This window comes from Pseudomonas sp. R1-7, assembly GCF_051132105.1.
GTDB lineage: Bacteria > Pseudomonadota > Gammaproteobacteria > Pseudomonadales > Pseudomonadaceae > Aquipseudomonas.
The window spans coordinates 1,753,146-1,779,063 of record NZ_CP071661.1 but is presented as its reverse complement, the minus strand read 5'-3'; the positions used below and the strand labels follow the sequence as shown (position 1 = coordinate 1,779,063).

The 25,918-nt window shown below is 59.3% G+C and carries 23 protein-coding genes; 3 read left to right on the top strand and 20 right to left on the bottom strand.

The features are described 5' to 3' along the window. Positions 1–112: 112 nt before the first annotated feature. Both J3P79_RS07945 and J3P79_RS07940 read right to left on the bottom strand, forming a co-directional pair. The gene (locus tag J3P79_RS07945) at positions 113–577 is read right to left on the bottom strand and encodes a DUF3859 domain-containing protein (protein ID WP_434609498.1); all 465 of its coding nucleotides are present in this window, start codon (positions 575–577) and stop codon (positions 113–115) included. 93 nt (positions 578–670) lie between these two features. Beyond that, the gene (locus J3P79_RS07940) at positions 671–1,663 is read right to left on the bottom strand and encodes an amidohydrolase family protein (RefSeq protein WP_434611393.1); all 993 of its coding nucleotides are present in this window, start codon (positions 1,661–1,663) and stop codon (positions 671–673) included. 143 nt (positions 1,664–1,806) lie between these two features. On the opposite strand from J3P79_RS07940, the gene J3P79_RS07935 reads away from it, so the two are divergent. Continuing rightward, positions 1,807–2,670, top strand: coding sequence for a pirin family protein (locus J3P79_RS07935; RefSeq protein WP_434609497.1), 864 nt, complete (start codon positions 1,807–1,809; stop codon positions 2,668–2,670). Between the two features lie 55 nt (positions 2,671–2,725). Here J3P79_RS07935 and J3P79_RS07930 read toward each other — a convergent pair whose 3' ends face one another. The 4 genes from J3P79_RS07930 to J3P79_RS07915 form a co-directional block, all read right to left on the bottom strand. Then, on the bottom strand, positions 2,726–3,454 hold the full coding sequence (locus J3P79_RS07930) for a dienelactone hydrolase family protein (protein WP_434609495.1): 729 nt from the start codon (positions 3,452–3,454) through the stop codon (positions 2,726–2,728). A 69-nt stretch (positions 3,455–3,523) separates the two neighbouring features. Beyond that, on the bottom strand, positions 3,524–5,428 hold the full coding sequence (gene htpG, locus J3P79_RS07925) for a molecular chaperone HtpG (RefSeq protein WP_434609493.1): 1,905 nt from the start codon (positions 5,426–5,428) through the stop codon (positions 3,524–3,526). A gap of 87 nt (positions 5,429–5,515) precedes the next feature. Next, on the bottom strand, positions 5,516–5,977 hold the full coding sequence (locus J3P79_RS07920; RefSeq protein ID WP_434609491.1) for a PaaI family thioesterase: 462 nt from the start codon (positions 5,975–5,977) through the stop codon (positions 5,516–5,518). Beyond that, entirely contained in the window at positions 5,974–6,450 is a 477-nt protein-coding gene (locus J3P79_RS07915) for a PaaI family thioesterase (RefSeq protein WP_434609490.1), read from the bottom strand. The genes J3P79_RS07920 and J3P79_RS07915 overlap by 4 nt, the downstream gene beginning before the upstream one ends. 158 nt (positions 6,451–6,608) lie before the next feature. Here J3P79_RS07915 and J3P79_RS07910 point away from each other — a divergent pair, with 158 nt between their 5' ends. Next, positions 6,609–6,860, top strand: a complete 252-nt coding sequence (locus tag J3P79_RS07910; RefSeq protein ID WP_434609488.1) for a hypothetical protein — start codon at positions 6,609–6,611, stop codon at positions 6,858–6,860. A gap of 78 nt (positions 6,861–6,938) precedes the next feature. Here the strand turns inward: J3P79_RS07910 and J3P79_RS07905 are convergent, their stop codons facing one another. The 11 genes from J3P79_RS07905 to sdhC all read right to left on the bottom strand — a co-directional run bounded on the left by J3P79_RS07905 (position 6,939) and on the right by sdhC (position 20,887). Continuing rightward, on the bottom strand, positions 6,939–7,676 hold the full coding sequence (locus J3P79_RS07905) for a DUF599 domain-containing protein (protein WP_434609487.1): 738 nt from the start codon (positions 7,674–7,676) through the stop codon (positions 6,939–6,941). Positions 7,677–7,844: 168 nt separating this feature from the next. After that, positions 7,845–9,158 (bottom strand): branched-chain amino acid transport system II carrier protein, encoded by a 1,314-nt coding sequence (gene brnQ / locus J3P79_RS07900; protein ID WP_434609486.1) that lies wholly within the window; start codon positions 9,156–9,158, stop codon positions 7,845–7,847. A gap of 343 nt (positions 9,159–9,501) precedes the next feature. Next, the gene (sucD, locus tag J3P79_RS07895; RefSeq protein ID WP_039594137.1) at positions 9,502–10,386 is read right to left on the bottom strand and encodes a succinate--CoA ligase subunit alpha; all 885 of its coding nucleotides are present in this window, start codon (positions 10,384–10,386) and stop codon (positions 9,502–9,504) included. Then, the gene (sucC, locus tag J3P79_RS07890; RefSeq protein ID WP_003179235.1) at positions 10,386–11,552 is read right to left on the bottom strand and encodes an ADP-forming succinate--CoA ligase subunit beta; all 1,167 of its coding nucleotides are present in this window, start codon (positions 11,550–11,552) and stop codon (positions 10,386–10,388) included. Before sucC ends, sucD begins: the two co-directional genes overlap by 1 nt. 196 nt (positions 11,553–11,748) lie before the next feature. Further along, on the bottom strand, positions 11,749–13,185 hold the full coding sequence (gene lpdA / locus J3P79_RS07885; protein WP_434609485.1) for a dihydrolipoyl dehydrogenase: 1,437 nt from the start codon (positions 13,183–13,185) through the stop codon (positions 11,749–11,751). A gap of 111 nt (positions 13,186–13,296) precedes the next feature. Beyond that, positions 13,297–14,520: a 2-oxoglutarate dehydrogenase complex dihydrolipoyllysine-residue succinyltransferase gene (gene odhB / locus J3P79_RS07880; protein WP_434609484.1), complete on the bottom strand. Its 1,224-nt coding sequence runs from the start codon at positions 14,518–14,520 to the stop codon at positions 13,297–13,299. A 44-nt stretch (positions 14,521–14,564) separates the two neighbouring features. Further along, positions 14,565–17,396 (bottom strand): 2-oxoglutarate dehydrogenase E1 component, encoded by a 2,832-nt coding sequence (locus J3P79_RS07875; RefSeq protein WP_434609483.1) that lies wholly within the window; start codon positions 17,394–17,396, stop codon positions 14,565–14,567. A 262-nt stretch (positions 17,397–17,658) separates the two neighbouring features. Beyond that, the gene (locus tag J3P79_RS07870; protein WP_039594133.1) at positions 17,659–18,363 is read right to left on the bottom strand and encodes a succinate dehydrogenase iron-sulfur subunit; all 705 of its coding nucleotides are present in this window, start codon (positions 18,361–18,363) and stop codon (positions 17,659–17,661) included. Positions 18,364–18,374: 11 nt separating this feature from the next. After that, a complete protein-coding gene (sdhA, locus tag J3P79_RS07865) occupies positions 18,375–20,147 on the bottom strand; it encodes a succinate dehydrogenase flavoprotein subunit (protein ID WP_434609481.1) in 1,773 nt (590 codons plus the stop codon). Positions 20,148–20,150: 3 nt separating this feature from the next. Further along, positions 20,151–20,519, bottom strand: a complete 369-nt coding sequence (gene sdhD, locus J3P79_RS07860) for a succinate dehydrogenase, hydrophobic membrane anchor protein (RefSeq protein ID WP_003179222.1) — start codon at positions 20,517–20,519, stop codon at positions 20,151–20,153. Continuing rightward, on the bottom strand, positions 20,513–20,887 hold the full coding sequence (gene sdhC, locus J3P79_RS07855; RefSeq protein WP_024780620.1) for a succinate dehydrogenase, cytochrome b556 subunit: 375 nt from the start codon (positions 20,885–20,887) through the stop codon (positions 20,513–20,515). Before sdhC ends, sdhD begins: the two co-directional genes overlap by 7 nt. Before the next feature lie 365 nt (positions 20,888–21,252). Between sdhC and gltA the strand changes: the two genes are divergently transcribed. After that, a complete protein-coding gene (gene gltA, locus J3P79_RS07850; protein ID WP_003172803.1) occupies positions 21,253–22,542 on the top strand; it encodes a citrate synthase in 1,290 nt (429 codons plus the stop codon). A gap of 279 nt (positions 22,543–22,821) precedes the next feature. Here gltA and J3P79_RS07845 read toward each other — a convergent pair whose 3' ends face one another. The 3 genes from J3P79_RS07845 to J3P79_RS07835 all read right to left on the bottom strand — a co-directional run bounded on the left by J3P79_RS07845 (position 22,822) and on the right by J3P79_RS07835 (position 25,862). Continuing rightward, positions 22,822–24,480 (bottom strand): cation acetate symporter, encoded by a 1,659-nt coding sequence (locus J3P79_RS07845; protein WP_434609480.1) that lies wholly within the window; start codon positions 24,478–24,480, stop codon positions 22,822–22,824. Next, complete coding sequence (locus J3P79_RS07840; RefSeq protein ID WP_030138324.1) at positions 24,477–24,788, bottom strand: DUF485 domain-containing protein; 312 nt, start codon at positions 24,786–24,788, stop codon at positions 24,477–24,479. The genes J3P79_RS07845 and J3P79_RS07840 overlap by 4 nt, the downstream gene beginning before the upstream one ends. A 219-nt stretch (positions 24,789–25,007) precedes the next feature. Beyond that, on the bottom strand, positions 25,008–25,862 hold the full coding sequence (locus tag J3P79_RS07835) for a glycine betaine ABC transporter substrate-binding protein (RefSeq protein WP_045156623.1): 855 nt from the start codon (positions 25,860–25,862) through the stop codon (positions 25,008–25,010). Positions 25,863–25,918: the final 56 nt, after the last annotated feature.

Here is a 25,918-nt window from a genome sequence, read left to right as displayed (position 1 = left end):
CCGCACACAAAAACGCCCCGACTGGTTCGGGGCGTTTTTTTGCCTGGCAAATATGCCTGGGTTCTTTGTGGGAGCGGGCTTGCTCGCTCCCACATGAGGTCTACAGTGGAATTCAGCGCACCATAAACCGCTGCTGCGTCAGCAGCCGATCCCCTTGGAACACCATGAACCGCCACTCCCCCGGCACCACTTCGTGGCTTTCGGTGAATTCGTAGGCCATGACATCCTGAGGCGCACCGGGTACCAATTTCTGAATGACTTCGAACTTGTCGTGGCGCACACCATCGGGTGTACGAATACCCGGGGTGAAGTACAACAGGGTCAACGGCTGGTCATCCGCGACCTTGCCCGCCAACTGATAGCGCATGCCGAACTTGGTGCCCAGCTTGGCCGGAACACTTTCGGTCTGACGGATCTGCTCATTGCTGCGACGCAGGACCCGCTCGCCCGATTGCAACTCGGCTTGGGGCCCTTCAAAGACACCGTATTCCACCGGGCCTTCGACACGAACTTCCGCCTGGGCCAGGCCGCAGGTCAACAACAGCGCGAGCAGTGCGCTTGAACGGGTGAGGTGCATGGTGCGCTCCTTGATTGAGATGAGCGCGAGGGTATGACGTGGGGGTGACAGGCTGATGACAAAGCGATGTTGAAACAGCCCCCCAAAACCGACTCAACGCGGAACTGAGCGCGGTAACACCGCCAGGAAGTTATCCCGCGCCACTTTCCTCGCCACGTCTTCCGGCAAGGCGTCGAGGAACGGATCGAAGCTGCGCAATTCCTTACCCAACTTGTTGAATCGTCCTACCACGTCCGACCCCACCATGAAGCGCTCCGGGAAGCGCTCCACCAGTTTTAGCCACTCATCCCGGGGCCTTCCGGTCTCATCCAGCAAATACGGCGTGAGCATGCTCCAGGACAGGTCGATGAACAGATTGGGATAAGACTCAAGCATCCGCGTCAGGGTCGGCAGCAGGAAGGGCAACTGTGTCTGGTGTCGGTGAATCTCCATGCTCGTGCCTGCATGGGCCCAGATGAACCGTGTATGTGGATGATTGCGCAGCGGCTCTTCAATTTCGGCCAGGTACAGCGGATTTCTTTCGCGCTTGGAAGTGATGTTGGAATGCAGCATCACCGGCAGGTCGTTCTCCGCCGCCAAGTGATAAATGCGCGTCATGGCCTCGTTGTTGGCGCGCGGCGTATCGCCGGAGGTCAGGGCCGTCAGGTCGTCATGACGCGTGAATACTTCGCCGATGCCCTGCCACAGCCCCGGATAGAGATCGAGCATGCGCTGGATATGCGCATCGGAGTTCTTGTCATTGGGGTTGAAGCCCGACAGGAAGGGATGGAAGTGCTGGCGTTGCTCGGCGGGGAGCTTGGATACCGCCGCCGCAACGATCACATCGGTGGCGCTGTACCAATAGGCATCCGCATCATCACCGGCGTAATAACGCGGGCGCTTGGGCTCGTCTTCGTGCCATTTCTTCGCCACCGGCACGCCGGAAATCATGACGTGCTCGATGCGATTGTCCGCCATTGCCTTGAGGAGCTTGGGCATGCCGGCGCTTTCCTGGAAGAAATCGACGTAATGCAGGTGCGCATCACTGTAGGCATATTCGCGAGCCACGGCGGCGGTGCCGGTAATGGCCAGCAAACAGGCGAACATCAAACGGATCAAGGGCACGGGGTCTCTCCAAAGGCCATGAGCAGCATAGACCCCCGCTGTCCCGCCTGGGTTCAGCCTTGGCTGCCGTGCGTTGCAAGCTCGGGTTATGCTTTGCGCATTCGTCGCTCAACCTGGAAGCCACCATGACCGCTCCCCTGATCGTTCGCCCCCGTGCAGAAGATGTGGAAGGCCAGCCGATTCTTCGACCTTTACCGTCCGCCAAATGCCGCAGCGTCGGGCCTTTCGTGTTTTTCGATCACATGCTGCAGACGTCCTACGCGGCAGGTAAAGGCATGAACATTCGCCAGCATCCGCATATCGGCCTGTCCACCCTCACCTACCTGTTCGAAGGACAGATCCAGCACAAGGACAGCCTTGGCTCCGATCAGGTGGTAAACGCCGGAGACGTCAGTTGGATGACCGCCGGCAGCGCGATTGCCCATGTCGAGCGCACGCCGCAAGCCTTGCTGGAGCGCGGATTTGTCATGCATGGGCTGCAAGTCTGGCTGGCTTCACCCAAATCCCACGAAGAAGGCCCTGGGCACTATAGTCATCATCCGGCCAGCAGCCTTCCAGTCAGCGAGAACCTGGGCGTCAGCATTCGCATGATCGCCGGGTCAGGCTTTTGCCTGGAATCGCCGGTGCCGGTGCTGTCCTCTACGTTGTATGCCGAACTTCACCTGCAAACCGCAACGACGCTGCTGATTCCCACCGAGCATGCGGAGCGGGCCCTGTATGTGCTGAGCGGCGAGGCGCTATTGGATGGGGAGCCAGTAGAAGCCCACTCCTTGGTGATATTGCCGAGCGGCGAGGAAATGACGCTGTTCGCCAACAGCGATTGCCATGCCGTGCTGTTCGGCGGCGCCCCTCTGGACGGGCCACGGCGGATGAACTGGAATTTCGTTTCCAGCGACCCGGCCCGGATAGACGAAGCCCGCCGGCGCTGGGCGACCGGGGATTGGCCAACCGTGCCGGGGGAAAACGAGCGGATCGAACTGCCCTGGTGATACACGCAACGTGGCGAGGGAGCTTGCTCCCTCGCCACGGGGTTATGCAAGACCATCAACCCTTGAACACTTCATCGAGCAAATTGTGCATCGAGCGGAACGCACGCCCGGCGACCTTGGCGTCGTACATCATCTTGCCCGGCACATTGGCCTGCGGGTCGGTAAAGGAATGCACAGCGCCACCGTAGCTCAGCAATTGCCAATCCACCCCAGCCGCGTTCATTTCATCTTCGAAGGCCGGAAGTTGCTCTTTCGGCACCAACGGGTCGGAGGCGCCGTGCATGACCAACACCGCGCCCTTGATGTTTTGGGCGTCGTCCGGGTCAGGCGTATCCAGGGTGCCGTGGAACGAAATCGCGGCCTTGAGCGGTGCACCGGTGCGAGCCAGTTCCAGGGAACAGCAACCGCCAAAACAAAAGCCGAACGTAGCCAGGTTTGAAACGTCGACCTGCGCTTCGCCCTGGCTTTGCAACTGCTCGAACGCAGCCTGCATGCGCTTGCGCAAGAGGGCCCGGTCATTCTTGAGCGGCATCATCGCCGCACCGGCCTCGTCGGCATTGGTCGGGCGCACCGTCTGCCCATACAAGTCGGCAATCAGCACCACGTAACCGTTCGCCGCCACCGACCGGGCAATTTCCTCGGCCCCCGCGCCTACGCCCATCCAATTCGGTGCCATCAGCAACCCCGGACGCGGGCCTTGCTGGTTAGTATCGAAGGCCAGGCGGCTTTCATAGGTTTGGCCATCAAGCTGGTACACCACCGAACGAACCGTAATCTGACTCATGATTGACTCCCCTTGGCGGAACAATGGAAATGAAAAAACCCGCCGAAGCGGGTTTTTCCTTCAACTTGATTAAGCTGACAGTTCAACCAACAGCTTGTTCAGGCGACGGACATAGGCCGCCGGGTCTTTCAAGCTGTCGCCGGCCGCCAAGGCCGCCTGGTCGAAGAGAATGTGCGACAAGTCGCCGAAACGCTCTTCGTTCTGCTCGTTGTCGAGCTTCTCCACCAACGGGTGGCCCGGGTTGAATTCGAAGATCGGCTTGGAGTCCGGGACTTTCTGGCCGCTGGCTTCGAGGATCTGGCGCATTTGCAGGCCAAGGTCCTGCTCGCCAATGGCTAGGATCGCCGGGGAATCGGTCAAGCGATGCGAGACCCGCACTTCACTGACGGCTTCGCCCAACGCAGTCTTGATCCGCTCGACCAGGCCTTCCTTGCTCTTGGCGACTTCTTCGGCGGCTTTCTTGTCTTCTTCCGAATCCAGGTTACCGAGATCCAGGTCGCCACGGGCCACATCGACGAAGCTCTTGCCGTCGAACTCGTTGAGGTAGCTCATCAGCCACTCGTCGATGCGATCGGTGAGCAGCAGCACTTCGATGCCTTTCTTGCGGAAGACTTCCAAGTGCGGGCTGTTCTTGACCTGTGCATAAGTTTCGCCGGTCAGGTAGTAGATCTTGTCCTGGCCTTCCTTGGCGCGAGCCAAGTAGTCGGCCAGGCTGACGATTTGCTCGCCATCTTCGCCCTGGGTCGAGGCAAAACGCAGCAGGCCGGCGATCTTCTCCTTATTGGCGAAGTCTTCGGCCGGGCCTTCCTTCATGACCTGGCCAAAGTTCTTCCAGAAGCTCTTGTACTGCTCGGGCTCGTTCTTCGCCAGTTTCTCCAACATGTCCAGCACGCGCTTGGTCAGTGCTGTCTTCATGGAATCGATGATCGGGTCTTTCTGCAGGATTTCCCGCGAAACGTTCAGCGACAGGTCGTTGGAATCCACCACACCCTTGATGAAGCGCAGGTACAGCGGCAGGAACGATTCGGCCTGGTCCATCACGAACACGCGCTGCACGTACAACTTCAGGCCGCGTGGTGCTTCGCGCTGGTACAGGTCGAACGGCGCGCGGGCCGGCACGTACAGCAGCGAGTTGTATTCCAGCTTGCCTTCGACCTTGTTATGGCTCCAGCTCAGCGGGTTTTCGTAATCATGGGCGATGTGCTTGTAGAACTCCTGGTATTCCTCGTCCTTCACCTCGGTGCGCGGACGGGTCCACAGGGCACTGGCGCGGTTGACGGTTTCCCATTCCACTTCAGGTTTTTCTTCACCTTCGGCAGCGGTGACTTCCTTCGGCAACTCGATCGGCAGCGCGATGTGGTCGGAGTACTTCTTGATGATGTTGCGCAGGCGCCAGCCGTCGGCGAACTCGTCTTCGCCGGACTTGAGGTGCAGGACGATGCGGGTACCGCGGTCAGCCTTGTCGATGGTGGCGACTTCAAACTCGCCCTCGCCCTTGGACGACCAATGCACGCCTTCACTCGCGGCGAGGCCGGCACGACGGCTGAACACTTCGACCTGGTCGGCAACGATGAACGCCGAATAGAAACCGACGCCGAACTGACCGATCAGGTGGGAATCTTTCTTCTGGTCGCCGGACAGGTTCTTCATGAAATCGGCGGTGCCGGACTTGGCGATGGTGCCCAGGTGCGTGATCACCTCGTCGCGGCTCATGCCGATGCCGTTGTCTTCGAGGGTGACGGTCTTGGCGTCCTTGTCGAAGCTCACACGGATTTTCAGCTCTGCGCCGCCTTCCAGCAATTCTGGCTTGGACAGCGCTTCGAAACGTAATTTGTCGACAGCGTCGGAGGCGTTCGAAATCAGCTCGCGAAGGAAAATTTCCTTATTCGAATACAGCGAGTGAATCATCAGGTGCAGCAGTTGCTTCACCTCGGTCTGGAAGCCCAGGGTTTCCTTTTGAGTTTCCACGCTCATGGTCATCAAACTCCAAGTGGATGGTGGTGTCCGCCTCGCAGAGATTGGCGGCGGGATGTTCACAAGGTGGGGGCAACGCTGATGATTTCAAGGGCCGGTCGGCCTGGAGGGCGCAGGGATCTTGAAATGGGCCCGGGCGGTTGCAATGGGCTCGGTTTCAGTTTCCTGCCAGGCGGTGATGGCCACGTTGGCCACGCGCCGCCCCTGGCGCCAGACCTGGCATTTGGCATAAGTGTCGCGAAACTGCCCGGCGCGCAGGTAATCCAGGGAAAAATCGATGATTTTCGGCACACCCGAGGCACGAGTGACAATCAGCAAATGAACCGCAGCCGACAGCTCCATGAAACCGGCGATGACCCCACCGTGGATCGCGGGCAATAAAGGGTTACCAATGTTGTCCTTATTGGCCGGGAGGCGAAACAGCAGCTCATCGCCCTGGCGCGTGCATTCGACGCCGATGAGCTGCGCGTAGGGAATCGACGCCAGCAGCAGCGCGTAGTCGCCTTGCTCGCAGGCTTGGCGCAGTTGCTCTTCGGTCATATTGGTCATGGCTTTTGCGCGGCAGCCGTCAGGCCACTCCTCTTGATCCCCCGAGCGCTATCGCCCAGGCGCATGAAGGTGCCCACCACGTGGGCAATGGGTTGCTCGGGATCGTCTTGATAGGCAAACCCTCGGCTGAAAATCACATCCGGCGTGACCCGATAACATTGGGCGAAGCCATAAATGGCCTTGTTGGGCATGGCAGCGTGCATGTAGTCGATGCGCAGGTCCAATGTCGGGCAGACTTCGAATTGCGGCAGTACACATAAGGTCGACATACCGCAGGCAGTATCCATCAGCGAAGTCAGCGCTCCGCCATGGACAATACCCGTCAGGGGATTGCCGACAATATGCGGACTAAAGGGCAGCTCCAGCGTGAGCCCTTCGCGACTGGCGCTGTGCAGTTTGATGCCCAGCACATGACAGTGCCTGAGCGCCGACAAGAAGCGGGTCGCACGCTCAAAAACGGGATCTTCAGCCATATTCATTAATGCCCTGATGTGTGGAGGCGCTCGACAACAGTTGTGTGCAATAAAGTTCCGCTGGATTGCAAAGTTATATATCTAGCGCAAAAGAGGAACTTAACCAGAGGGTGCGCGCTCAAAAGGCCAGTAGTTATATCCATAAGGAGAAACACCCCATGCGTAAGACTTTTGCTATTGCCTTGATGTTGGCCGCCTCCCTCGGTCTCGCCGCCTGCGATAAAAAATCCGAGGACAAAGCTCAAGATGCCAACCAACACGCTGAGCAAGCTCAGCAAGACATGAACAAAGCACAGGATAAAGTGAACGACGCGGCGAAAGAAAACGCCGAAGCTGCCAAAGCTCAGGCTGAATCGAACAGTGCCGCCCAGCAGGAACAAGCCCCTGCTACCGCACCTAAAACCAACTGATACGGTTTTAGCGATAAAAGAAAACCCGCCTGGTGCGGGTTTTCTTTTGCCTGCGATTCAGTCAGAGCAGCCTCGCCGTCAGACGGTTTCCTTGACGGTTTCAGGCGCTGGTGCCTCGGTAGGCGTATAGACCATGACGTCCAGCACGTCGGAATGGAATTCGCGCTGGTACAACACAAAGACCACGCCGGCACTCATCAACATGAATAACCAGGGGCTGACGAACCACGCCAACATGGTCATTCCAAAGTAATAAGCACGCAGGCCGAAGTTGAACTGGTTGGCCGCCATGGAAATAACTCTCGCTGCCCGCGAAGCGAAGGCCTTGCGCTCCAGCTCGGACACGTGCCGCTCGCCAATCATCGGCGCCGAGCCCACCAGCACCGCAGCGAAGTTGTACTGGCGCATGCACCAGCTGAACGTGAAAAACGCATAGACGAACACCAATGCCAGGCACAGCAGCTTGACTTCCGCCATGCCTTGGGAGGCCTGTTGGACCAGTGGCAAGTCAGCCAGCAACGACACCGCCCGATCGGATGCTCCCAGCACCGTCAGGATACCGGCCAGGATAATCAGCGTACTGGAGGCGAAAAACGAAGCGTTGCGCTCCAGGTTGCCGATCACGCTGGCATCGGCGATGCGGTTGTCGCGCAGCAGCATGCGGCGCATCCAGTCTTCACGGTACAAGTGCATCACGCTGGCCAGGCAGGCCGTGTCGCGGGCTTTCCAGGACGCGTAGCGGGTATAACCGGCCCAGCAGATGACGAACCACACGGCAGCGAGAAGATGGATCAGGTTGGCTTGGATGAATGACATGCAATTTCCCTGCTTGACGATAACGGGAGCTGGAACAGCGTCTGCGTACCGCAGGACGCTCCATTCGACGCCAGACGAGAAAAAAAGACACCGCACCCATAAAAAAATGCCCCGTATCGACTGATACGGGGCATTTCGGTTCTTGCCGGTGGATCTGCCTGTTGTCGCTTACGCCAACGCTTCGCTCCGCTTGCCCAGCAACCGATCACACACCACCGCGACCACCAGGGTCATGACCGAAGGCACCAGCCAGGCCAGGCCCTGTTCACTGAGCGGCAGGTGGGCCAGTTCCGTCGGCATCCAATCCGCCAACCCGGCGCCCTTGAGGGCATCGATCAGGCCGAACAGGAACGACACCAGCATCACCGGGCCGACGATGCGCCCTTGCTCATGCCAGAAATCCTTGCAGAAGCTCAGGGCCACCAGGGCGATGCACGGCGGGTAGATCGCGGTGAGGACCGGAATCGAGAAAGCGATCAGCTTGGTCAGGCCCAGGTTGGACACCAGCAGCGAGAACGCCGCCAGGATCACCACCAAGGTCTTATAGGACAGCGGTAGGACACGGCTGAAGTATTCGGCGCAGGCGCAGGTCAGGCCGACCGCCGTCACCAGGCAGGCCAGGGAAATCAGCACCGCAAGGAAGCCGCTGCCCAGGCTGCCGAAGGTATGTTGTACATAGGCGTGCAACACGGCGGCGCCGTTGGTCGCGTCCGCCGCCACTTCGTGGCTCCCGGAGCCCAGGCGGAACAGGCTGACGTAGACCAGTGCCAGGCCCACCCCGGCAATCAGCCCGGCGATGATGGCGTAACGGGTGATCAAGGCCGGCGATTCGACGCCACGGGAGCGGATGGCGTTGACGATGACGATGCCAAACACCAGGGCGCCGAGGGTATCCATAGTCAGGTAACCATTGATAAAGCCCTGGGAGAACGGTGCCGCCACGTACTCGGGTGTCGCCACGCCGATATCACCGGCCGGCAGGGCAAACGCCGCGATGCCCAATACGGCCAAGGCAATGATCTTCAATGGCGCGAGAAAGCGTCCGACGGTATCCAGCAGACGGCCCGGATAGAGCGAAATGAAGAACACCAGCAGGAAATACACCGCGCTATAGAGGAACAGCGCCAGCGGACTCTCGCCGGTCAGCGGCGCCAGGCCGACTTCGAACGACACGGTGGCGGTACGCGGCGTGGCAAACAGCGGACCGACAGCCAGATAGCACACCGCCGCCAGCAACCCGCCGGCGATTTTGCCGATGGGGCTGCTCAAGGCGTCCATCGCCCCACCGACCTTGGCCAGCGCAACGACAGTAATGACTGGCAAGCCGACCGCAGTGACCAGGAAACCCAACGCCGCCATCCAGACATGAGGTCCGGATTGCAAACCGACGATAGGCGGGAAGATGATGTTACCGGCCCCGACGAACAGGGCAAAGGTCATGAAACCAAGCGCCAGGATGTCCTGGCCTTTCAACACTTTCATTAAGGAAACCACACTACTGAATCGGAATTTAGAGAGGGATTTCCCTGAAGGGTGAGGGAAATGCTGCCGATCCGTATGGGATCGACCCGTTTAGCGCGTCGCTACCTTGTGGGCTGCGGTCGCAAAATTGGCCGCCAGACTAACGAATTTGAGCGGAAAACGCACTGTTACAGGGCAAACTATCCGATACACGACGTTTCCGTGTCGCGTTTACATATCTATTTTTCCGGGTCGCTGTAGTTGGTGCGGGCCACAAAGGCAGGTCAGCATGTCCCAGGGCCAGAAACGACAAAGGCCACCCGAAGGTGGCCTTTGTTGCTGGAACAAAAAAGTCAGCCGAAGCTTACTTCTTCATTTCCCAGCCAGTCAGCTCGGCCAGGGCCTTGCCGATGTCTGCCAGCGAACGCACGGTTTTCACGCCTGCGTCTTGCAGTGCAGCGAATTTCTCGTCTGCAGTGCCTTTGCCGCCCGAGATGATTGCGCCAGCATGGCCCATGCGCTTGCCCGGAGGAGCAGTCACACCTGCGATGTAGGAAACAACCGGCTTGGTCACGTTTGCCTTGATGTAGGCAGCGGCTTCTTCTTCAGCGGAACCGCCGATCTCACCGATCATGACGATCGCTTCGGTCTTCGGGTCTTCCTGGAACAGCTTCAGGATGTCGATGAAGTTGGAGCCTGGGATCGGGTCACCGCCGATGCCGACGCAAGTGGACTGACCGAAACCGGCGTCAGTGGTCTGCTTGACGGCTTCGTAGGTCAGGGTGCCGGAACGGGAAACGATACCGACCTTGCCTGGCAAGTGAATGTGACCTGGCATGATGCCGATCTTGCATTCGCCTGGAGTGATCACGCCTGGGCAGTTAGGGCCGATCAGGGTGATACCCAGCTCGTCGCACTTGACCTTGGCTTCCAGCATGTCGATGGTCGGGATGCCTTCGGTGATGCAGACGATCAGCTTGATGCCGCCGAACGCTGCTTCAAGGATGGAGTCCTTGCAGAAAGGAGCCGGAACGTAGATCACGCTGGCGGTGGCGCCAGTGGCAGCTACAGCGTCTTTCACGGTGTTGAAGACAGGCAGGCCCAGGTGCTCGGTGCCGCCCTTGCCCGGAGTTACGCCGCCGACCATCTGGGTGCCGTACTCGATGGCTTGCTGGGTGTGGAAACTACCTTGCGAACCGGTAATGCCCTGGCAGATAACCTTGGTGTCTTTGTTGATCAGGACGCTCATTATTTGCCCTCCGCAGCTTTAACGACTTGTTGAGCAGCGTCGGTCAGGCTGGTAGCAGCGATGATGTTCAAACCGCTTTCTGCCAGTACTTTAGCGCCCAGCTCAGCGTTGTTGCCTTCGAGGCGAACAACAACCGGGATTTTCACGCCGACTTCTTTCACGGCGCCGATGATGCCTTCGGCAATCATGTCGCAGCGAACGATGCCGCCGAAGATGTTGACCAGTACTGCAGCGACGTTGGTGTCGGACAGGATGATCTTGAACGCTTCGGTCACACGTTCCTTGGTAGCACCACCGCCCACGTCGAGGAAGTTGGCTGGCTTGCCGCCATGCAGGTTGACGATGTCCATGGTACCCATGGCCAGGCCGGCACCGTTGACCATACAGCCGATGTTGCCTTCCAGGGCTACGTAGTTCAGTTCGAACTTGGCAGCGTGCGCTTCGCGCGGATCGTCTTGCGACGGATCGTGGAAAGTCTTCAGCTTAGGCTGACGGTACATGGCGTTGGCGTCGATGTTGATCTTGGCATCGAGGCAGTGCAGGTCGCCGTCGGCCTTGATCACCAGCGGGTTCACTTCCAGCAGCGCCAGGTCGTGGTCCTGGAACAGCTTGGCCAGGCCTACGAAGATCTTGGCGAACTGAGTGACCTGCTTGCCTTCCAGGCCCAGCTGGAATGCCAGCTCGCGACCCTGGAATGGCTGTGCGCCAACCAGTGGATCGATGGTGGCCTTGAGGATTTTCTCAGGGGTGTCGTGAGCGATTTTCTCGATGTCCACGCCACCTTCGGTGGAAGCCATGAACACGATGCGACGGCTCGAACGGTCAACGACAGCGCCCAGGTACAGCTCTTTAGCGATATCAGTGCACGATTCAACCAGGATCTTGGTGACTGGCTGACCGTTGGCGTCGGTCTGGTAAGTCACCAGACGCTTGCCCAGCCACTGCTGTGCGAAGGCTTTGGCGTCTTCTTTGCTGCGAACCAGCTTGACGCCGCCCGCTTTACCGCGACCACCGGCGTGAACCTGGGCTTTGACAACCCATTCGCTGCCGCCGATTTTGTCGCAAGCTTCTGCTGCCGCTTCCGGGGTGTCTACAGCGTAGCCGGTGGATACTGGCAGGCCGTACTCAGCGAACAGCTGCTTACCCTGATACTCGTGAAGATTCATGCTTATTACCGTCTTCGTTAGGTACTGCGCATTCGGTGCTGCACCGTTGTGGTGCCGCACCACCTGTGACTGCTGCTTGCGTAGCGTTCCGGTCAACCGGTGCAGCTACGCAAGACTGCGTCCAGCGGACATTCCGCGGTGAGTCTTGCGCGCAAGGCTCACGACGGGCCGAACCGCCGTGGTTTCTTATTATCTCTTAACGCTTCTTGCGGTTGGCCACGTGGATGGCACCGCCATTCACGGCCAGGGCCGCTTCGTGCAAGGCTTCGGACAGGGTCGGATGGGAGAAGACCATCATGCCCAGGTCTTCAGCGCTGGTGCCGAATTCCATACCGATCGCGCCTTGCTGTACCAGCTCGGCAGCGCTTGGGCCGATAACGTGAACGCCCAACACGCGATCCGTCTTGGCATCGGCGATGACTTTCACGAAACCACCGGTATCGTTGGCTGCCATGGCACGGCCGGAGGCTGCGAACGGGAAGGTGCCGACGTTAACTTCAACGCCTTCGGCTTTCAAGGCCTGCTCGGTTTTACCAACCCATGCGATTTCCGGGTGGGTGTAGATAACCGAAGGGATCAGGTCGTAGTTCATCTGGGCCTTGTGGCCCTTGATGCGCTCGACGACCATGATGCCTTCTTCCGAAGCCTTGTGGGCCAGCATCATGCCGCGAACCACGTCACCGATGGCGAAGACGCCCGGTACAGCGGTTGCGCAATGGTCATCGACCGCGATGAAACCGCGCTCGTCGATTTCAACGCCGCAATCGGCGGACAGCAGATCGGTGGTCACTGGACGACGACCAACGGCTACGATCAACTTGTCGAAGGTGATGGTCTGTTCGCCGTTGGTGTCGGTGTAGTTCACCACGACTTCTTCGCCGTTGACCTTGGAGCCGGTCACGCGAGCACCCAGCTTGATGTCCAGGCCTTGCTTGGTCAGGGTTTTCAGCGCTTCCTTGGACACCGCGGTATCGGCTGCCATCAGGAAGGTATCGAGGGCTTCGAGCACGGTCACTTCAGCGCCGAGGCGCGACCATACGGAACCCAGCTCGAGGCCGATCACGCCGGCGCCGATCACGCCGAGGCGTTTTGGCACGGTCTGGAATTCCAGCGCGCCGGTGGAATCGACGATCACGTTCTGGTCGACTGGCGCCGGAGGAATGTCGATCGGACGCGAACCTGGCGCCAGGATGACGTTTTCGGCTTCGATCACTTCAACCGAGCCGTCAGGCTTGGTCACTTCGACTTTCTTGCCCAGCAGCAGCTTGCCGTGGCCCTGAATCGAAGTCACGCCGTTGGCCTTGAACAGGGTGGCAACACCGCTGGTCAGGTTCTTGACGATGCCGGCCTTGCGGCCAACCATCGCGGCGACGTCCATCTTCACTTCACCGGTAGAGATACCGTGAACGTTAAAGCTTTCTTTCGCTTCCTTGTACTTCCAGGAACTGTCCAGCAGCGCCTTGGATGGAATGCAACCGACGTTCAGGCAGGTGCCGCCCAGGGCCAGCTTGCCCTCGCCATCGGTGTATTTCTCGATGCAGGCAGTGGAGAGGCCCAGTTGCGCAGCCTTGATGGCCGCTACGTAGCCGCCAGGGCCCGCACCAATCACTACCACGTCGAATTTCTGAGTCATGAGTCATTCCTTCTCGAATCAAACCGGACGGTCACTTGTGATGACCGTCGAGGGACGAAACCGGTTGTTTCAGCAAGAGGCCGGTCGACAGACCGGCCCTCGCGGCGAAAATCAGATATCCAGCAGCAGACGAGCCGGATCTTCAAGCAGGTTCTTGATGGTGACCAGGAACGTCACGGCCTCTTTGCCATCGATCAGGCGGTGATCGTAGGACAGAGCCAGGTACATCATCGGACGAATCACGACCTGACCGTTGATCGCCATCGGACGCTGCAGGATGTTGTGCATGCCCAGGATAGCCGCTTGTGGCGGATTGACGATCGGGGTCGACATCATCGAACCGAATGTACCACCGTTGGTGATGGTGAACGTACCGCCGGTCATCTCTTCGATCGACAGCTTGCCGTCACGGGCCTTCTTGCCGAAGGTGGCGATGCCGCCTTCGATTTCGGCCAGGCTCATCAGCTCGGCGTTGCGCAGTACCGGAACCACCAGGCCACGGTCGCTGGAAACAGCAACACCGATGTCGGCGTAGCCGTGGTAGACGATGTCCGAACCGTCGATCGACGCGTTGACGGCCGGGAAGCGTTTGAGTGCTTCGGTGGCAGCCTTGACGAAGAACGACATGAAGCCCAGGCGTACGCCGTTGTGGGACTTCTCGAACAGATCCTTGTACTTCGAACGCAGGGCCATGACTTCGGTCATGTCGACTTCGTTGAAGGTGGTCAGCATCGCCATGTTCGACTGGGCTTCAACCAGACGCTCGGCAACCTTGGCACGCAGGCGGGTCATCGGAACGCGTTTTTCAACGCGGTCACCGGCTGCGAATACTGGCGCGGAAGCGGCAGGCGCGGCTGGCTTGGTAGGCGCTGCGGCTGGCGCGGCTTTCTTGGCGGCAACGGCTGCCACCACGTCTTCCTTGGTCACACGACCGCCCTTGCCGGTGCCGGCAACGGAAGCGATGTTGATGCCGTTCTCTTCAGCCAGTTTGCGAGCAGCCGGAGCGGCGACTGGGTCGTCTTCGCCCGAAGCAGCAGGCGCGGCGGCCTGAGCGGCAGCCGGTGCGGCAGCGGCGGCTGGTGCGGCAGCAGCAGCGCCGCCCTCTTCGATCGAGCCCAGGACCTGGTTCGACAGAACGGTAGCGCCCTCTTCGGCAACGATTGCGCCCAGCACACCGTCAGCTTCGGCCAATACTTCCAGCACGACCTTGTCGGTCTCGATGTCGACGATCAGGTCGTCACGCTTGACGGCCTCGCCTGGTTTCTTGTGCCAAGTGGCAACGGTGCCATCGGCAACCGATTCCGGGAATGACGGGGCTTTGATTTCGATAGCCATTATCTGTGGGTCCTTAAAATTCGGTTTCAGTCAGCGCGAAGGCGTTAAACAGTGAAGGCATCTTGCAGCAGTTTTTCCTGCTGCTCGGCGTGCATCGATGCATAACCACAAGCAGGTGCAGCCGAAGCGTCACGACCGGCATATTCAAGGCCCAGGGCCTTGTTATGGTTGCCAATGCTGCGACGCAGGTGATGCTGGCTGCTGTACCACGCGCCTTGGTTCATCGGTTCTTCCTGACACCACACCACGTGGGTGAGGTTGGTGTAAGGCGCGATGGCCTCCATCAGGTCCTCTTCCGGGAACGGATAAAGCTGCTCGATACGCACGATGGCGATGTCTTCGCGGCCTTCGGCACGACGTTTCTCCAGCAGGTCGTAGTAGACCTTGCCGCTGCACAGGATCAGGCGAGTCACCTTCGCCGCGTCCAAGGTATCGATTTCCGAAATGACGGTCTGGAACGAGCCTTCGGCCAGGTCTTCAAGCGTGGAGATTGCCAGCTTGTGACGCAGCAGCGACTTCGGTGTCAGCACGATCAGCGGCTTGCGCAGCGGACGGATGACCTGGCGACGCAGCAGGTGGTAGATCTGCGCGGGAGTCGTTGGTACACAAACCTGGACGTTGTGCTCGGCGCACAGCTGCAGGTAGCGTTCCAGACGTGCCGACGAGTGCTCCGGTCCCTGCCCTTCATAACCGTGTGGCAGCAACATGGTCAGGCCGCAGAGACGACCCCACTTGTGCTCGCCGCTGGTGATGAACTGGTCGACAACCACCTGCGCACCGTTGGCGAAGTCGCCGAACTGGGCTTCCCAGATCACCAGCGCATTCGGCTCGGTGGTGGAGTAGCCATATTCGAATGCCAGGACGGCTTCCTCGGACAACAGCGAATCGTACAGGTCGAAACGTGGCTGGCCTTTGTACAGGTGTTGCAGCGGGATGTAGGTGCTGGCGTCTTTCTGGTTGTGCAGCGCCGCGTGGCGGTGCGAGAAAGTGCCACGGCCTACGTCCTGGCCGGTGATGCGGATCGGGTGACCTTCGAACGCCAGGGTCGCGTACGCCATGGTTTCGGCGTAACCCCAGTTGATCGGCAGGCCGCCGGCTTGCATCTTCTGACGGTCTTCGTAGATCTTCGCGACCTGGCGCTGGACCACGAAGCCTTCTGGAATTTCCAGCAGCTTGGCGGACAGTTCCTGCAAGGTCTTGAGATCGAAACGCGTGTCGTGGCGAGCGGTCCAGGCGTGGCCCAGGTATGGACGCCAGTCCACGAAGAGCTCTTTGTTCGGCTCTTTGACCAGGCTTTTTACAACGTGCAGGCCATTGTCCAGGGCGTTGCGATATTCATCGACTTTTTCCTGGACGCGGGCAGCATCCAGAACGCCGCCCTGGGTCAGGCGCTCGGCATACAGCTCACGGGTGGTGCGCTGCTTGGCGATCTGCTGGTACATCAGCGGTTGGGTACCGCTTGGCTCGTCGGCCTCGTTGTGGCCGCGACGACGGTAGCAAACCAGGTCGATCACCACGTCGCGCTTGTACTGCATGCGGTAGTCGATGGCCAACTGGGTCACGAACAGCACGGCTTCCGGGTCATCGCCATTCACATGGAGAATCGGCGCCTGGATCATCTTCGCGACGTCGGTTGCGTACTCGGTGGAACGCGAGTCAAGCGGGTTGCTGATGGTGAAACCAACCTGGTTGTTGATCACGATGTGCACGGTACCGCCGGTCTTGAAACCGCGGGTCTGCGACATCTGGAAGGTTTCCATGACCACGCCTTGACCGGCGAATGCCGCGTCACCGTGGATGGAGATCGGCAACACCTTCTCACCGGTCGGATCGTTGCGACGATCCTGGCGGGCACGGACGGACCCCTCGACTACCGGGGAAACGATTTCCAGGTGGGACGGGTTGAACGCCATGGCCAGGTGGACTTCGCCACCGGTGGTCATCACGTTGGACGAGAAGCCCTGGTGGTACTTCACGTCACCGGAGCCCAGCTCGACCTTCTTCTTGCCTTCGAACTCGTCGAACAGCTCGCGCGGGTTCTTGCCGAAGGTGTTGACCAGTACGTTCAAGCGGCCACGGTGAGCCATGCCGATGACGACTTCCTTGGTGCCGTAGGAACCGGAACGCTGGATCAGTTCGTCGAGCATCGGAATCAGGCTTTCGCCGCCTTCCAGGCCGAAACGCTTGGTGCCCGGGTATTTGGTACCCAGGTATTTCTCCAGGCCTTCACCGGCGGTGACGCGCTCGAGCAAGTGGCTCTTGATGTCGGCGGAGTAGGTCGGACGGCCACGAACGCTTTCCAGACGCTGCTGGAACCACTGGCGCTGCTCGGAGTCGGTGATGTGCGTAAATTCAGCGCCGATGGTGCGGCAATATGTCTGCTGCAACGCTTCGTGAATTTCGCGTAGGCTCGCTTCCTCTTTGCCGATGAACAGGTCGCCGGCACGGAAAGTTGTATCAAGATCGGCATTGGTCAAGCCGTAATGAGTGATCGACAGGTCTGCAGGTGCAGGACGCTGCCACAGCCCCAGCGGGTCAAGCTGGGCTGCCTGGTGGCCACGCATCCGGTAGGCCTGGATCAGTCGCAGTACTTCAACTTGCTTCTTTTCATGCTCGGAGCTCACGCTGCCGGCAGACACCGGTTGAGCGCGGCGCTGGTTCTTTGCCAGCAGCACGAAATGATCGCGAATCGTCGAGTGCGAAACATCGGTGGCAGAGTTACCGTCAGCCGGCAACTTCTGAAAGTAGGTGCGCCATTCTTCTGGCACAGCGTTAGGGTCGTGCAGGTAGAGCTCGTAGAGCTCTTCCACATAGGCAGCGTTACCACCGGAGAGGTGGGCACTGTTCCACATGCGCTGCATCACGCTTTCTTGCATGCTTGGTCACCCTCGATTAGGGGAACACCACCGGCGAAAACACCGAGCAAACTTGCAGAAGTCCGAGTGCAGCGACTAAAACAAGCCACTTAGGATCACGCTGATAGTCCGGGTACCAGCCCGGATGCCCCTGCTTGTCTCATTTCTTCAAAATAAGAACCGCCGCTTTGTGAGCGACTGTTCTGGTTATAGCCAGGACGTGGGTTGAAGCCCACGCCCTCGCCTCTACGGGTACAGCGGTTCTACGGGTACAGCAGCTGAATCACACGCCGTTTTGCAGCAGCATGTTACGTACGTGACCGATGGCCTTAGTCGGGTTCAGGCCTTTCGGGCAGACGTTGACGCAGTTCATGATCCCGCGGCAGCGGAATACGCTGAACGGATCATCCAGTGCGGCCAGACGCTCGGACGTCTTGGTATCACGGCTGTCTGCCAGGAAGCGGTACGCTTGCAGCAGGGCGGCCGGGCCCAGGAACTTGTCCGGGTTCCACCAGAAGGATGGGCACGAGGTCGAGCAGCAAGCGCACAGGATGCACTCGTACAGACCGTCGAGCTTTTCACGCTCTTCAGGGGACTGCAGACGCTCGATGGCCGGAGCCGGCGTGTCGTTCTGCAGGAATGGCTTCACCTTCTCGTATTGCTTGTAGAAGATGCTCATATCGACGACCAGGTCACGGATGACCGGCAAACCTGGCAGCGGGCGAACGATCAGCTTGTTGCCCTTGACCACGGCCGACAGCGGCGTGATGCAGGCCAGGCCGTTCTTGCCGTTGATGTTCATGCCGTCGGAGCCACAAACGCCCTCGCGGCACGAGCGACGATAGGAGAAACCTTCGTCCTGCTCTTTGATCAAGGCCAGCACGTCCAGCACCATCAGGTCTTTACCACCGGTATCGACCTGGAAGTCCTGCATGAACGGCGCAGCGTCCTGATCAGGGTTGTAGCGATAAACACTGACTTGCAACATAGCGGTCACCCTTAATAAGTCCGGACTTTTGGTTCGAAAGTCGGAACAGTCTTCGGCGAGAAGTTCACGGCACGCTTGGCGACGCGTTTTTCACCCGGGAAGTACAAGGTGTGGCACAGCCAGTTTTCGTCGTCACGGTCTTCGAAGTCTTCGCGGGCGTGAGCCCCACGGGACTCTTTACGCACTTCTGCGGCGATGGCGGTGGCTTCGGCCACTTCCAGCAGGTTCTGCAGTTCCAGCGCTTCGATACGTGCAGTGTTGAACGCCTGCGACTTATCGTTGATCTTCACGTTGGCGATTCGTTCACGCAATTGTGCGAGCTGGGCAATACCCTTCTGCATGTATTCGCCGGTACGGAACACACCGAAATAGTTCTGCATGCAGCTTTGCAGCTCGCGACGCAGGGTGGCGACGTCTTCGCCTTCGGTACGCTCGTTCAGAGCAGACAGGCGCGCCAGGGCGGTTTCGATGTTGGCGTCGGTGGCATCGTCGTATTCGATACCGTCGGACAGCGCTTTCTCCAGGTGCAGGCCGGCGGCGCGACCGAAGACCACCAGGTCGAGCAGCGAGTTGCCGCCCAGGCGGTTGGCACCGTGGACCGATACGCAAGCCACTTCACCCACCGCGAACAGGCCAGGGATGATTTCGTCCACGCCTTCGGCGTTCTGGGTCATTGCCTGGCCATGAATGTTGGTGGCAACGCCGCCCATCATATAGTGGCAGGTTGGAACCACTGGAACCGGCGCGACGACTGGGTCGACGTGAGCGAAGGTCTTGGACAGTTCGCAGATACCTGGCAGGCGGCTGTGCAGCACTTCCTCGCCAAGGTGATCGAGCTTGAGCATCACGTGGTCGCCATTCGGGCCACAGCCGTTGCCGGCGATGATCTCTTTAACCATCGAACGAGCCACGACGTCACGACCGGCAAGGTCCTTGGCGTTCGGCGCATAACGTTCCATGAAACGCTCGCCGTGCTTGTTGATCAGGTAACCGCCTTCACCACGGCAACCTTCGGTGACCAGTACACCGGCGCCGGCGATGCCGGTCGGGTGGAACTGCCACATTTCGATGTCTTGTACCGGCACGCCCGCACGCAGGGCCATGCCGACGCCGTCACCGGTGTTGATCAGGGCATTGGTGGTGGATGCGTAGATACGGCCCGCACCGCCGGTCGCCAGTACGGTGGCCTTGGCGCGGATGTAGGTGGTTTCGCCGGTTTCGATGCAGATCGCGATCACACCGACGAACGCGCCGTCCTGGTTCTTCACCAGGTCAACGGCGTAGTACTCGTTCAGGAACGTGGTACCGGCTTTCAGGTTGCCCTGATAAAGGGTGTGCAGCAGGGCGTGACCGGTACGGTCGGACGCCGCGCAAGTACGCGCAGCCTGGCCGCCCTTGCCGTAGTCCTTGGACTGGCCACCGAACGGACGCTGGTAGATGCGACCTTGCTCGGTACGGGAGAATGGCATGCCCATGTGGTCCAACTCGAACACCGCGGCCGGGCCTTCCTGACACATGTATTCGATAGCGTCCTGGTCACCGATGTAGTCGGAACCCTTGACGGTATCGTACATGTGCCAGCGCCAGTCATCGTTCGGGTCGGCCGAAGCGATGGCGCAGGTGATGCCACCCTGGGCGGAAACGGTGTGCGAACGTGTCGGGAAAACCTTGGTGATCACGGCAGTCTTGTGACCGCCCTGTGCCAGTTGCAGCGCTGCGCGCATGCCGGCACCGCCACCACCAATGATGATGGCGTCGAAAGAAATCGTTGGAATGTTAGCCATGAATCAGATACCCCAGAGAATCTGCACACCCCAGACGAAGTAAGCGAACATCGCAACGCCGCATACTGCCTGGAAGAGGAAACGTACGGCAGTCGCCGACTTGCCGAACGCCATTTGCGTCAGGTAGTCGGTCGCGATGGTCCACATGCCGACCCAGGCGTGGGCGCCCAGTGCGACGAGTGCCAGCAGACTGAAGATACGCATCCAGTTGTTTGCAAACAGTTCATGCCATTGGGCATAGCCCAGGCCGGGGTTGGCGACTACATATCCGATCAGGAAGATGAAATAAGCCGCGAGAACGACCGCAGACACACGCTGCGCCATCCAGTCATAAAGGCCAGAACGCGAAAGGTTCGTGACGTTGGTTACCATATCCAGACTCCTGCCAGAACGATTACCACCACGGAAACGGCGATAACGATTTTCGAGCCCAGCTTGCCGCCTTCCAGCGTCTCACCGATGCCCATGTCCATGATCAAGTGGCGCACACCGGCAACCAGGTGATACAGCAAGGCGGACAGGATGCCCCAAATCACTAGCTTGGCTAGCGGACTGGTCAGACACGCTTTCACCTGACCGAAGCCTTCTTCCGAATCGAGCGACTTGTCCAATGCATAAAGCATGATGGCCAGGCTGACGAAGAGGATGACACCGGAGATACGGTGAAGAATGGACGTGTAAGCAGTGACTGGGAGTTTGATGGTCCTTAGGTCTAGGTTTACAGGTCGTTGGCTTTTCACGGCTTTTTTTTCACACTGAAGAGCCCCTAACAATCAGGGCAAAGTTGTTGGGGCGCGCACTGGTCAGGTACTCACCACCCAGGGAGTGACGACCCCCAAGAAAGCAGGCCCAAAAGCCCCTGGCGGTCGGTGGCCGAGTATAGACAGTTAGGCTACTAATGACAACGCGTTCACCTTCCCCTAATAGCGCATTGCACATAGAGCGCAAAAGGCGTAAACGGCAGGCAATTTCGCGGAAAAAGTCCGGTTAAAGCCTTCTGGAGCAAGACTTTAGGCAAATTGACATTCGGATTTATCTCACTATAGTGGTGCGGGCCCTGCGTGGGGGGTCTGTCTGATGATTCCAAGCATTAATAGGAGGCCACATGGCTGACAAAAAAGCGCAGTTGATCATCGAGGGCGCAGCCCCCGTCGAGCTGCCCATTTTAACCGGCACCGTTGGTCCCGATGTAATCGACGTACGGGGCCTGACGGCCACGGGCCGTTTCACCTTTGACCCAGGTTTCATGTCGACCGCCTCGTGCGAGTCGAAAATCACCTATATCGACGGCGACAACGGCATCCTGCTGCACCGCGGCTACCCGATCGAGCAACTGGCTGAAAAATCGGACTACCTGGAAACCTGCTACCTGCTGCTCAACGGCGAGCTGCCGACCGCAGAGCAAAAGGCCCAGTTCGTCAGCACCGTAAAGAACCACACCATGGTTCACGAACAGTTGAAGACCTTCTTCAACGGCTTCCGTCGCGATGCCCACCCGATGGCCGTCATGTGCGGCGTTGTCGGCGCCCTCTCGGCCTTCTACCACGACTCCCTGGACATCAATAACCCCCAGCATCGCGAAATCTCCGCGATCCGCCTGGTGGCGAAGATGCCGACCCTGGCAGCCATGGTCTACAAGTACTCCATGGGCCAGCCCATGATGTACCCGCGCAACGACCTGACCTATGCAGAGAACTTCCTGCATATGATGTTCAACACCCCGTGCGAGATCAAACCGATCAGCCCGGTGCTCGCCAAGGCCATGGACCGGATCTTCATCCTCCATGCCGACCACGAGCAGAACGCCTCCACGTCCACGGTGCGTCTGGCCGGCTCGTCGGGTGCCAACCCGTTCGCCTGTATCGCCGCCGGTATCGCCGCGCTCTGGGGCCCTGCCCACGGCGGTGCGAACGAAGCAGTGTTGACCATGCTCGATGAAATCGGCGATGTCTCGAACATCGACAAGTTCATCGCCAAGGCCAAGGACAAGAACGATCCGTTCAAGCTGATGGGCTTCGGTCACCGGGTCTACAAGAACCGCGACCCGCGCGCCACCGTCATGAAGCAGACCTGCGACGAAGTGCTCAAGGAACTGGGGATCAAGAACGATCCGCAACTCGAACTGGCCATGCGCCTGGAAGAGATCGCCCTGACCGACCCGTACTTCATCGAGCGCTCGCTGTACCCGAACGTCGACTTCTACTCGGGGATCATCCTCAAGGCGATCGGCATTCCAACCAGCATGTTCACCGTGATCTTCGCCCTGGCGCGGACCGTGGGCTGGATCTCCCACTGGAAGGAAATGCTCTCCAGCCCGTACAAGATCGGCCGCCCGCGCCAGCTGTACACCGGCTACGAGTCGCGTGACATCACCAAGCTGGAAGACCGCAAGTAAGGCCCGCCTTGCGATAGGTCCCACGCTGCACTGAAACAGCCCCTGCTTCTTATACATAAGAGCAGGGGCTGTTTTGTTTATGCCTCTTTATATCTGATCCAGAAACTGCATTGGCAGACCCGGCGTCATCGCGAGCCAGCTCGCTCCCACAGGATGAACGCGTTCCAGTGTGGGAGCGAGCTTGCTCGCGATGGCGCCAGGCCTGCCTTCCAGAAACGCGACACAAAAAAATACCCCAGCCTCTCGACCGGGGTATTTCTTCAAGCACTTATCGCTACATCAGTGGCTAACCGCCCCACTCGCCCCCAGGCCAGTCTGCGAACGCACGAACTGCGGGAAGAACAGCGCCCGCTCGTTGGCACCTTCAGCCGACTTGTCGGTAACGGAGAAGAACCAGATGCCGACGAACGCAATGGCCATCGAGAACAACGCCGGGTATTCGTACGGGAAGATTGCCTTCTCGTGACCCATGATCTGCACCCAAATGGTCGGGCCGAGGATCATCAGGCCCACGGCACTGACCAGGCCCAGCCAGCCGCCGATCATGGCGCCACGGGTGGTCAGCTTCTTCCAGTACATCGAAAGCAGCAGCACCGGGAAGTTGCAGCTCGCCGCGATGGAGAACGCCAGGCCCACCATGAACGCGATGTTCTGCTTCTCGAACAGGATGCCCAGGCCGATCGCCAGCACCGCCAGACAGATTGTGGTGATTTTCGAGACGCGAATCTCATCCTTCTCGTTGGCCTTGCCTTTCTTGATCACGCTGGCATACAGGTCATGGGACACCGCCGAGGCACCGGCCAGGGTCAGGCCTGCTACGACTGCCAGGATGGTCGCGAACGCCACCGCCGAGATGAAGCCCAGGAAGATGCTGCCGCCAACCGCGTTGGCCAGGTGCACCGCCGCCATGTTGTTGCCACCCAGCAAGGCACCTGCCGCGTCCTTGAAGGCCGGGTTGGTGCTGACCAGCAGGATCGCGCCGAAGCCGATGATGAAGGTCAGGATGTAGAAGTAGCCGATGAAGCCAGTGGCATACAGCACGCTCTTGCGAGCTTCCTTGGCGTCGCTCACGGTGAAGAAGCGCATCAGGATGTGCGGCAGGCCCGCGGTACCGAACATCAGCGCCAGGCCGAGGGAGAAGGCCGAGATCGGATCCTTCACCAGGCCGCCAGGGCTCATGATCGCCTCGCCTTTAGGGTGAACCTTGACCGCTTCGGCAAACAGCATGTTGAAATCGAAGTTGACGTGCTTCATCACCATCAGGGCCATGAACGACGCACCCGACAGCAACAGCACAGCCTTGATGATCTGCACCCAGGTGGTAGCCAGCATGCCGCCGAACAATACATAGAGGCACATCAGGATGCCGACCAGGATGACCGCAACGTGGTAGTCCAGGCCGAACAGCAACTGGATCAGCTTGCCGGCACCGACCATTTGCGCGATCAGGTAGAACGCCACCACCACCAATGAGCCGGAGGCGGACAGACTGCGGATCTGGGTTTGCCCGAGGCGGTAGGACGCCACGTCGGCAAAGGTGTATTTACCCAGGTTGCGCAGGCGTTCGGCGATCAGGAACAGGATGATCGGCCAGCCCACCAGGAAGCCGATGGAGTAGATCAAGCCATCGTAGCCAGAGGTGAATACCAGCGCGGAAATCCCCAGGAAAGACGCCGCCGACATGTAGTCACCGGCAATCGCCAGGCCGTTCTGAAAGCCAGTGATCTTGCCGCCGGCCGCATAGTAGTCGGACGCCGAGTTGTTTTTCTTCGATGCCCAGTACGTGATGTACAGGGTCGCGCCAACGAACGCCACGAACATCAGGATAGCGGCAACGTTGAGGGGTTGTTTCTGCACGGCACCGGTCAGGGCGTCAGCCGCCCAGGCGCCCGGTGCAAATGCTGCAATGCTCAGAAGAGCCAGTAGACGCCGGATCATTGCTGAGCCTCCTTGAGAATCGCATTGTTCAGGTCGTCGAATTCGCCATTGGCACGTCGCACGTAGATGCCGGTCAGGACGAAGGCCGAGAGAATCAGGCCAACCCCGATGGGGATACCCCAAGTGATGGTGGAACCGGGGGACATTTTGGCCCCGAGAATATGCGGCCCGTAGGCGATCAGAAGGATGAAGCCGGAATACAGCCCAAGCATGATCGCCGAGAGAATCCAGGCGAACTTTTCTCGTTTCTTCACCAGCTCCTTGAAGCGCGGGCTGTTTTGAATCGAGAGGTAAATGCTGTCGTTCATTGTTTTTATCCTCGCAGCACAGATTTATTTGGAACAGCTCTACTCTATGCGGCTCCAGGCGAGGTTCCAGACGACCTTAGTATTAGAACGACATGACGGTGTTGCCGGTTTTCCGCACATTTTCGCAGTTCCCTTTGTGGAGAATTCAGGAATCACAGGCGCAAAAAAACCGCATGGCAGACGCTCATGCGGTTTTTCGGAACAACTAAACCAGGCGGATTACTTGCCGGTCCACTCCTTCACACGATCCGGATGCTTGGCCACCCAATCCTTGGCCGCGGCGTCCGGCTTGGCGCCTTCCTGGATCGCCAGCATGACTTCGCCGATCTCGTCTTTCGACGCCCACTGGAACTTCTTCAGGAACTCGACCACTTCCGGCGCCTTGGCTTCGAGGCCCTTGCTGCCGATGCTGTTTACAGTCTCAGCCGCGCCATAGACGCCTTTTGGGTCTTCCAGGAAGCGCAGTTTCCATTTAGCGAACATCCAGTGCGGCACCCAACCGGTGACGGCGATGGATTCGTTCTTCTTCTCGGCCCGAGTCAGCTCGGCAATCATGCCGGCCCCGGAGCTGGCCTTGAGTTGATAACCGGTCAGGTCGTAATCCTTGATCGCCTGTTCGGTCTTGAGCATCACGCCTGAACCGGCGTCGATGCCGACGATGCGTTTCTTGAAGGAGTCGTCGGTCTTCAGGTCTTCAAGAGACTTGGCCTTGACGTACTCCGGCACGATCAAGCCAATTTTCGCGTCCTTGAAGTTGGGACCATAGTCGACAACCTGATCCTTGTTCTTGGTCCAGTAATCGCCGTGGGTCACTGGCAGCCAGGCCGACAGCATCGCATCGAGCTTGCCGGTGGCAACACCCTGCCACATGATCCCGGTCGCGACGGCTTGCAGCTTCACGTCATAGCCGAGTTTCTGCTTGATCACTTCGGCGGCCACGTGGGTGGTCGCGACGCTGTCGGACCAACCGTCAACGTAACCAATGCTCAGGGTTTTGGTCTCGGCGCTTGCCAGGGTGGAGCTGATCGCCAGTACCAGTGCGGCACCTGCGCCCAAGATTCGTCGCATCTTCATCGTTACTTCCCCGAAAGTGCTGCGCTCGACGGATGCCGAGCGGCGTCAACGTATTG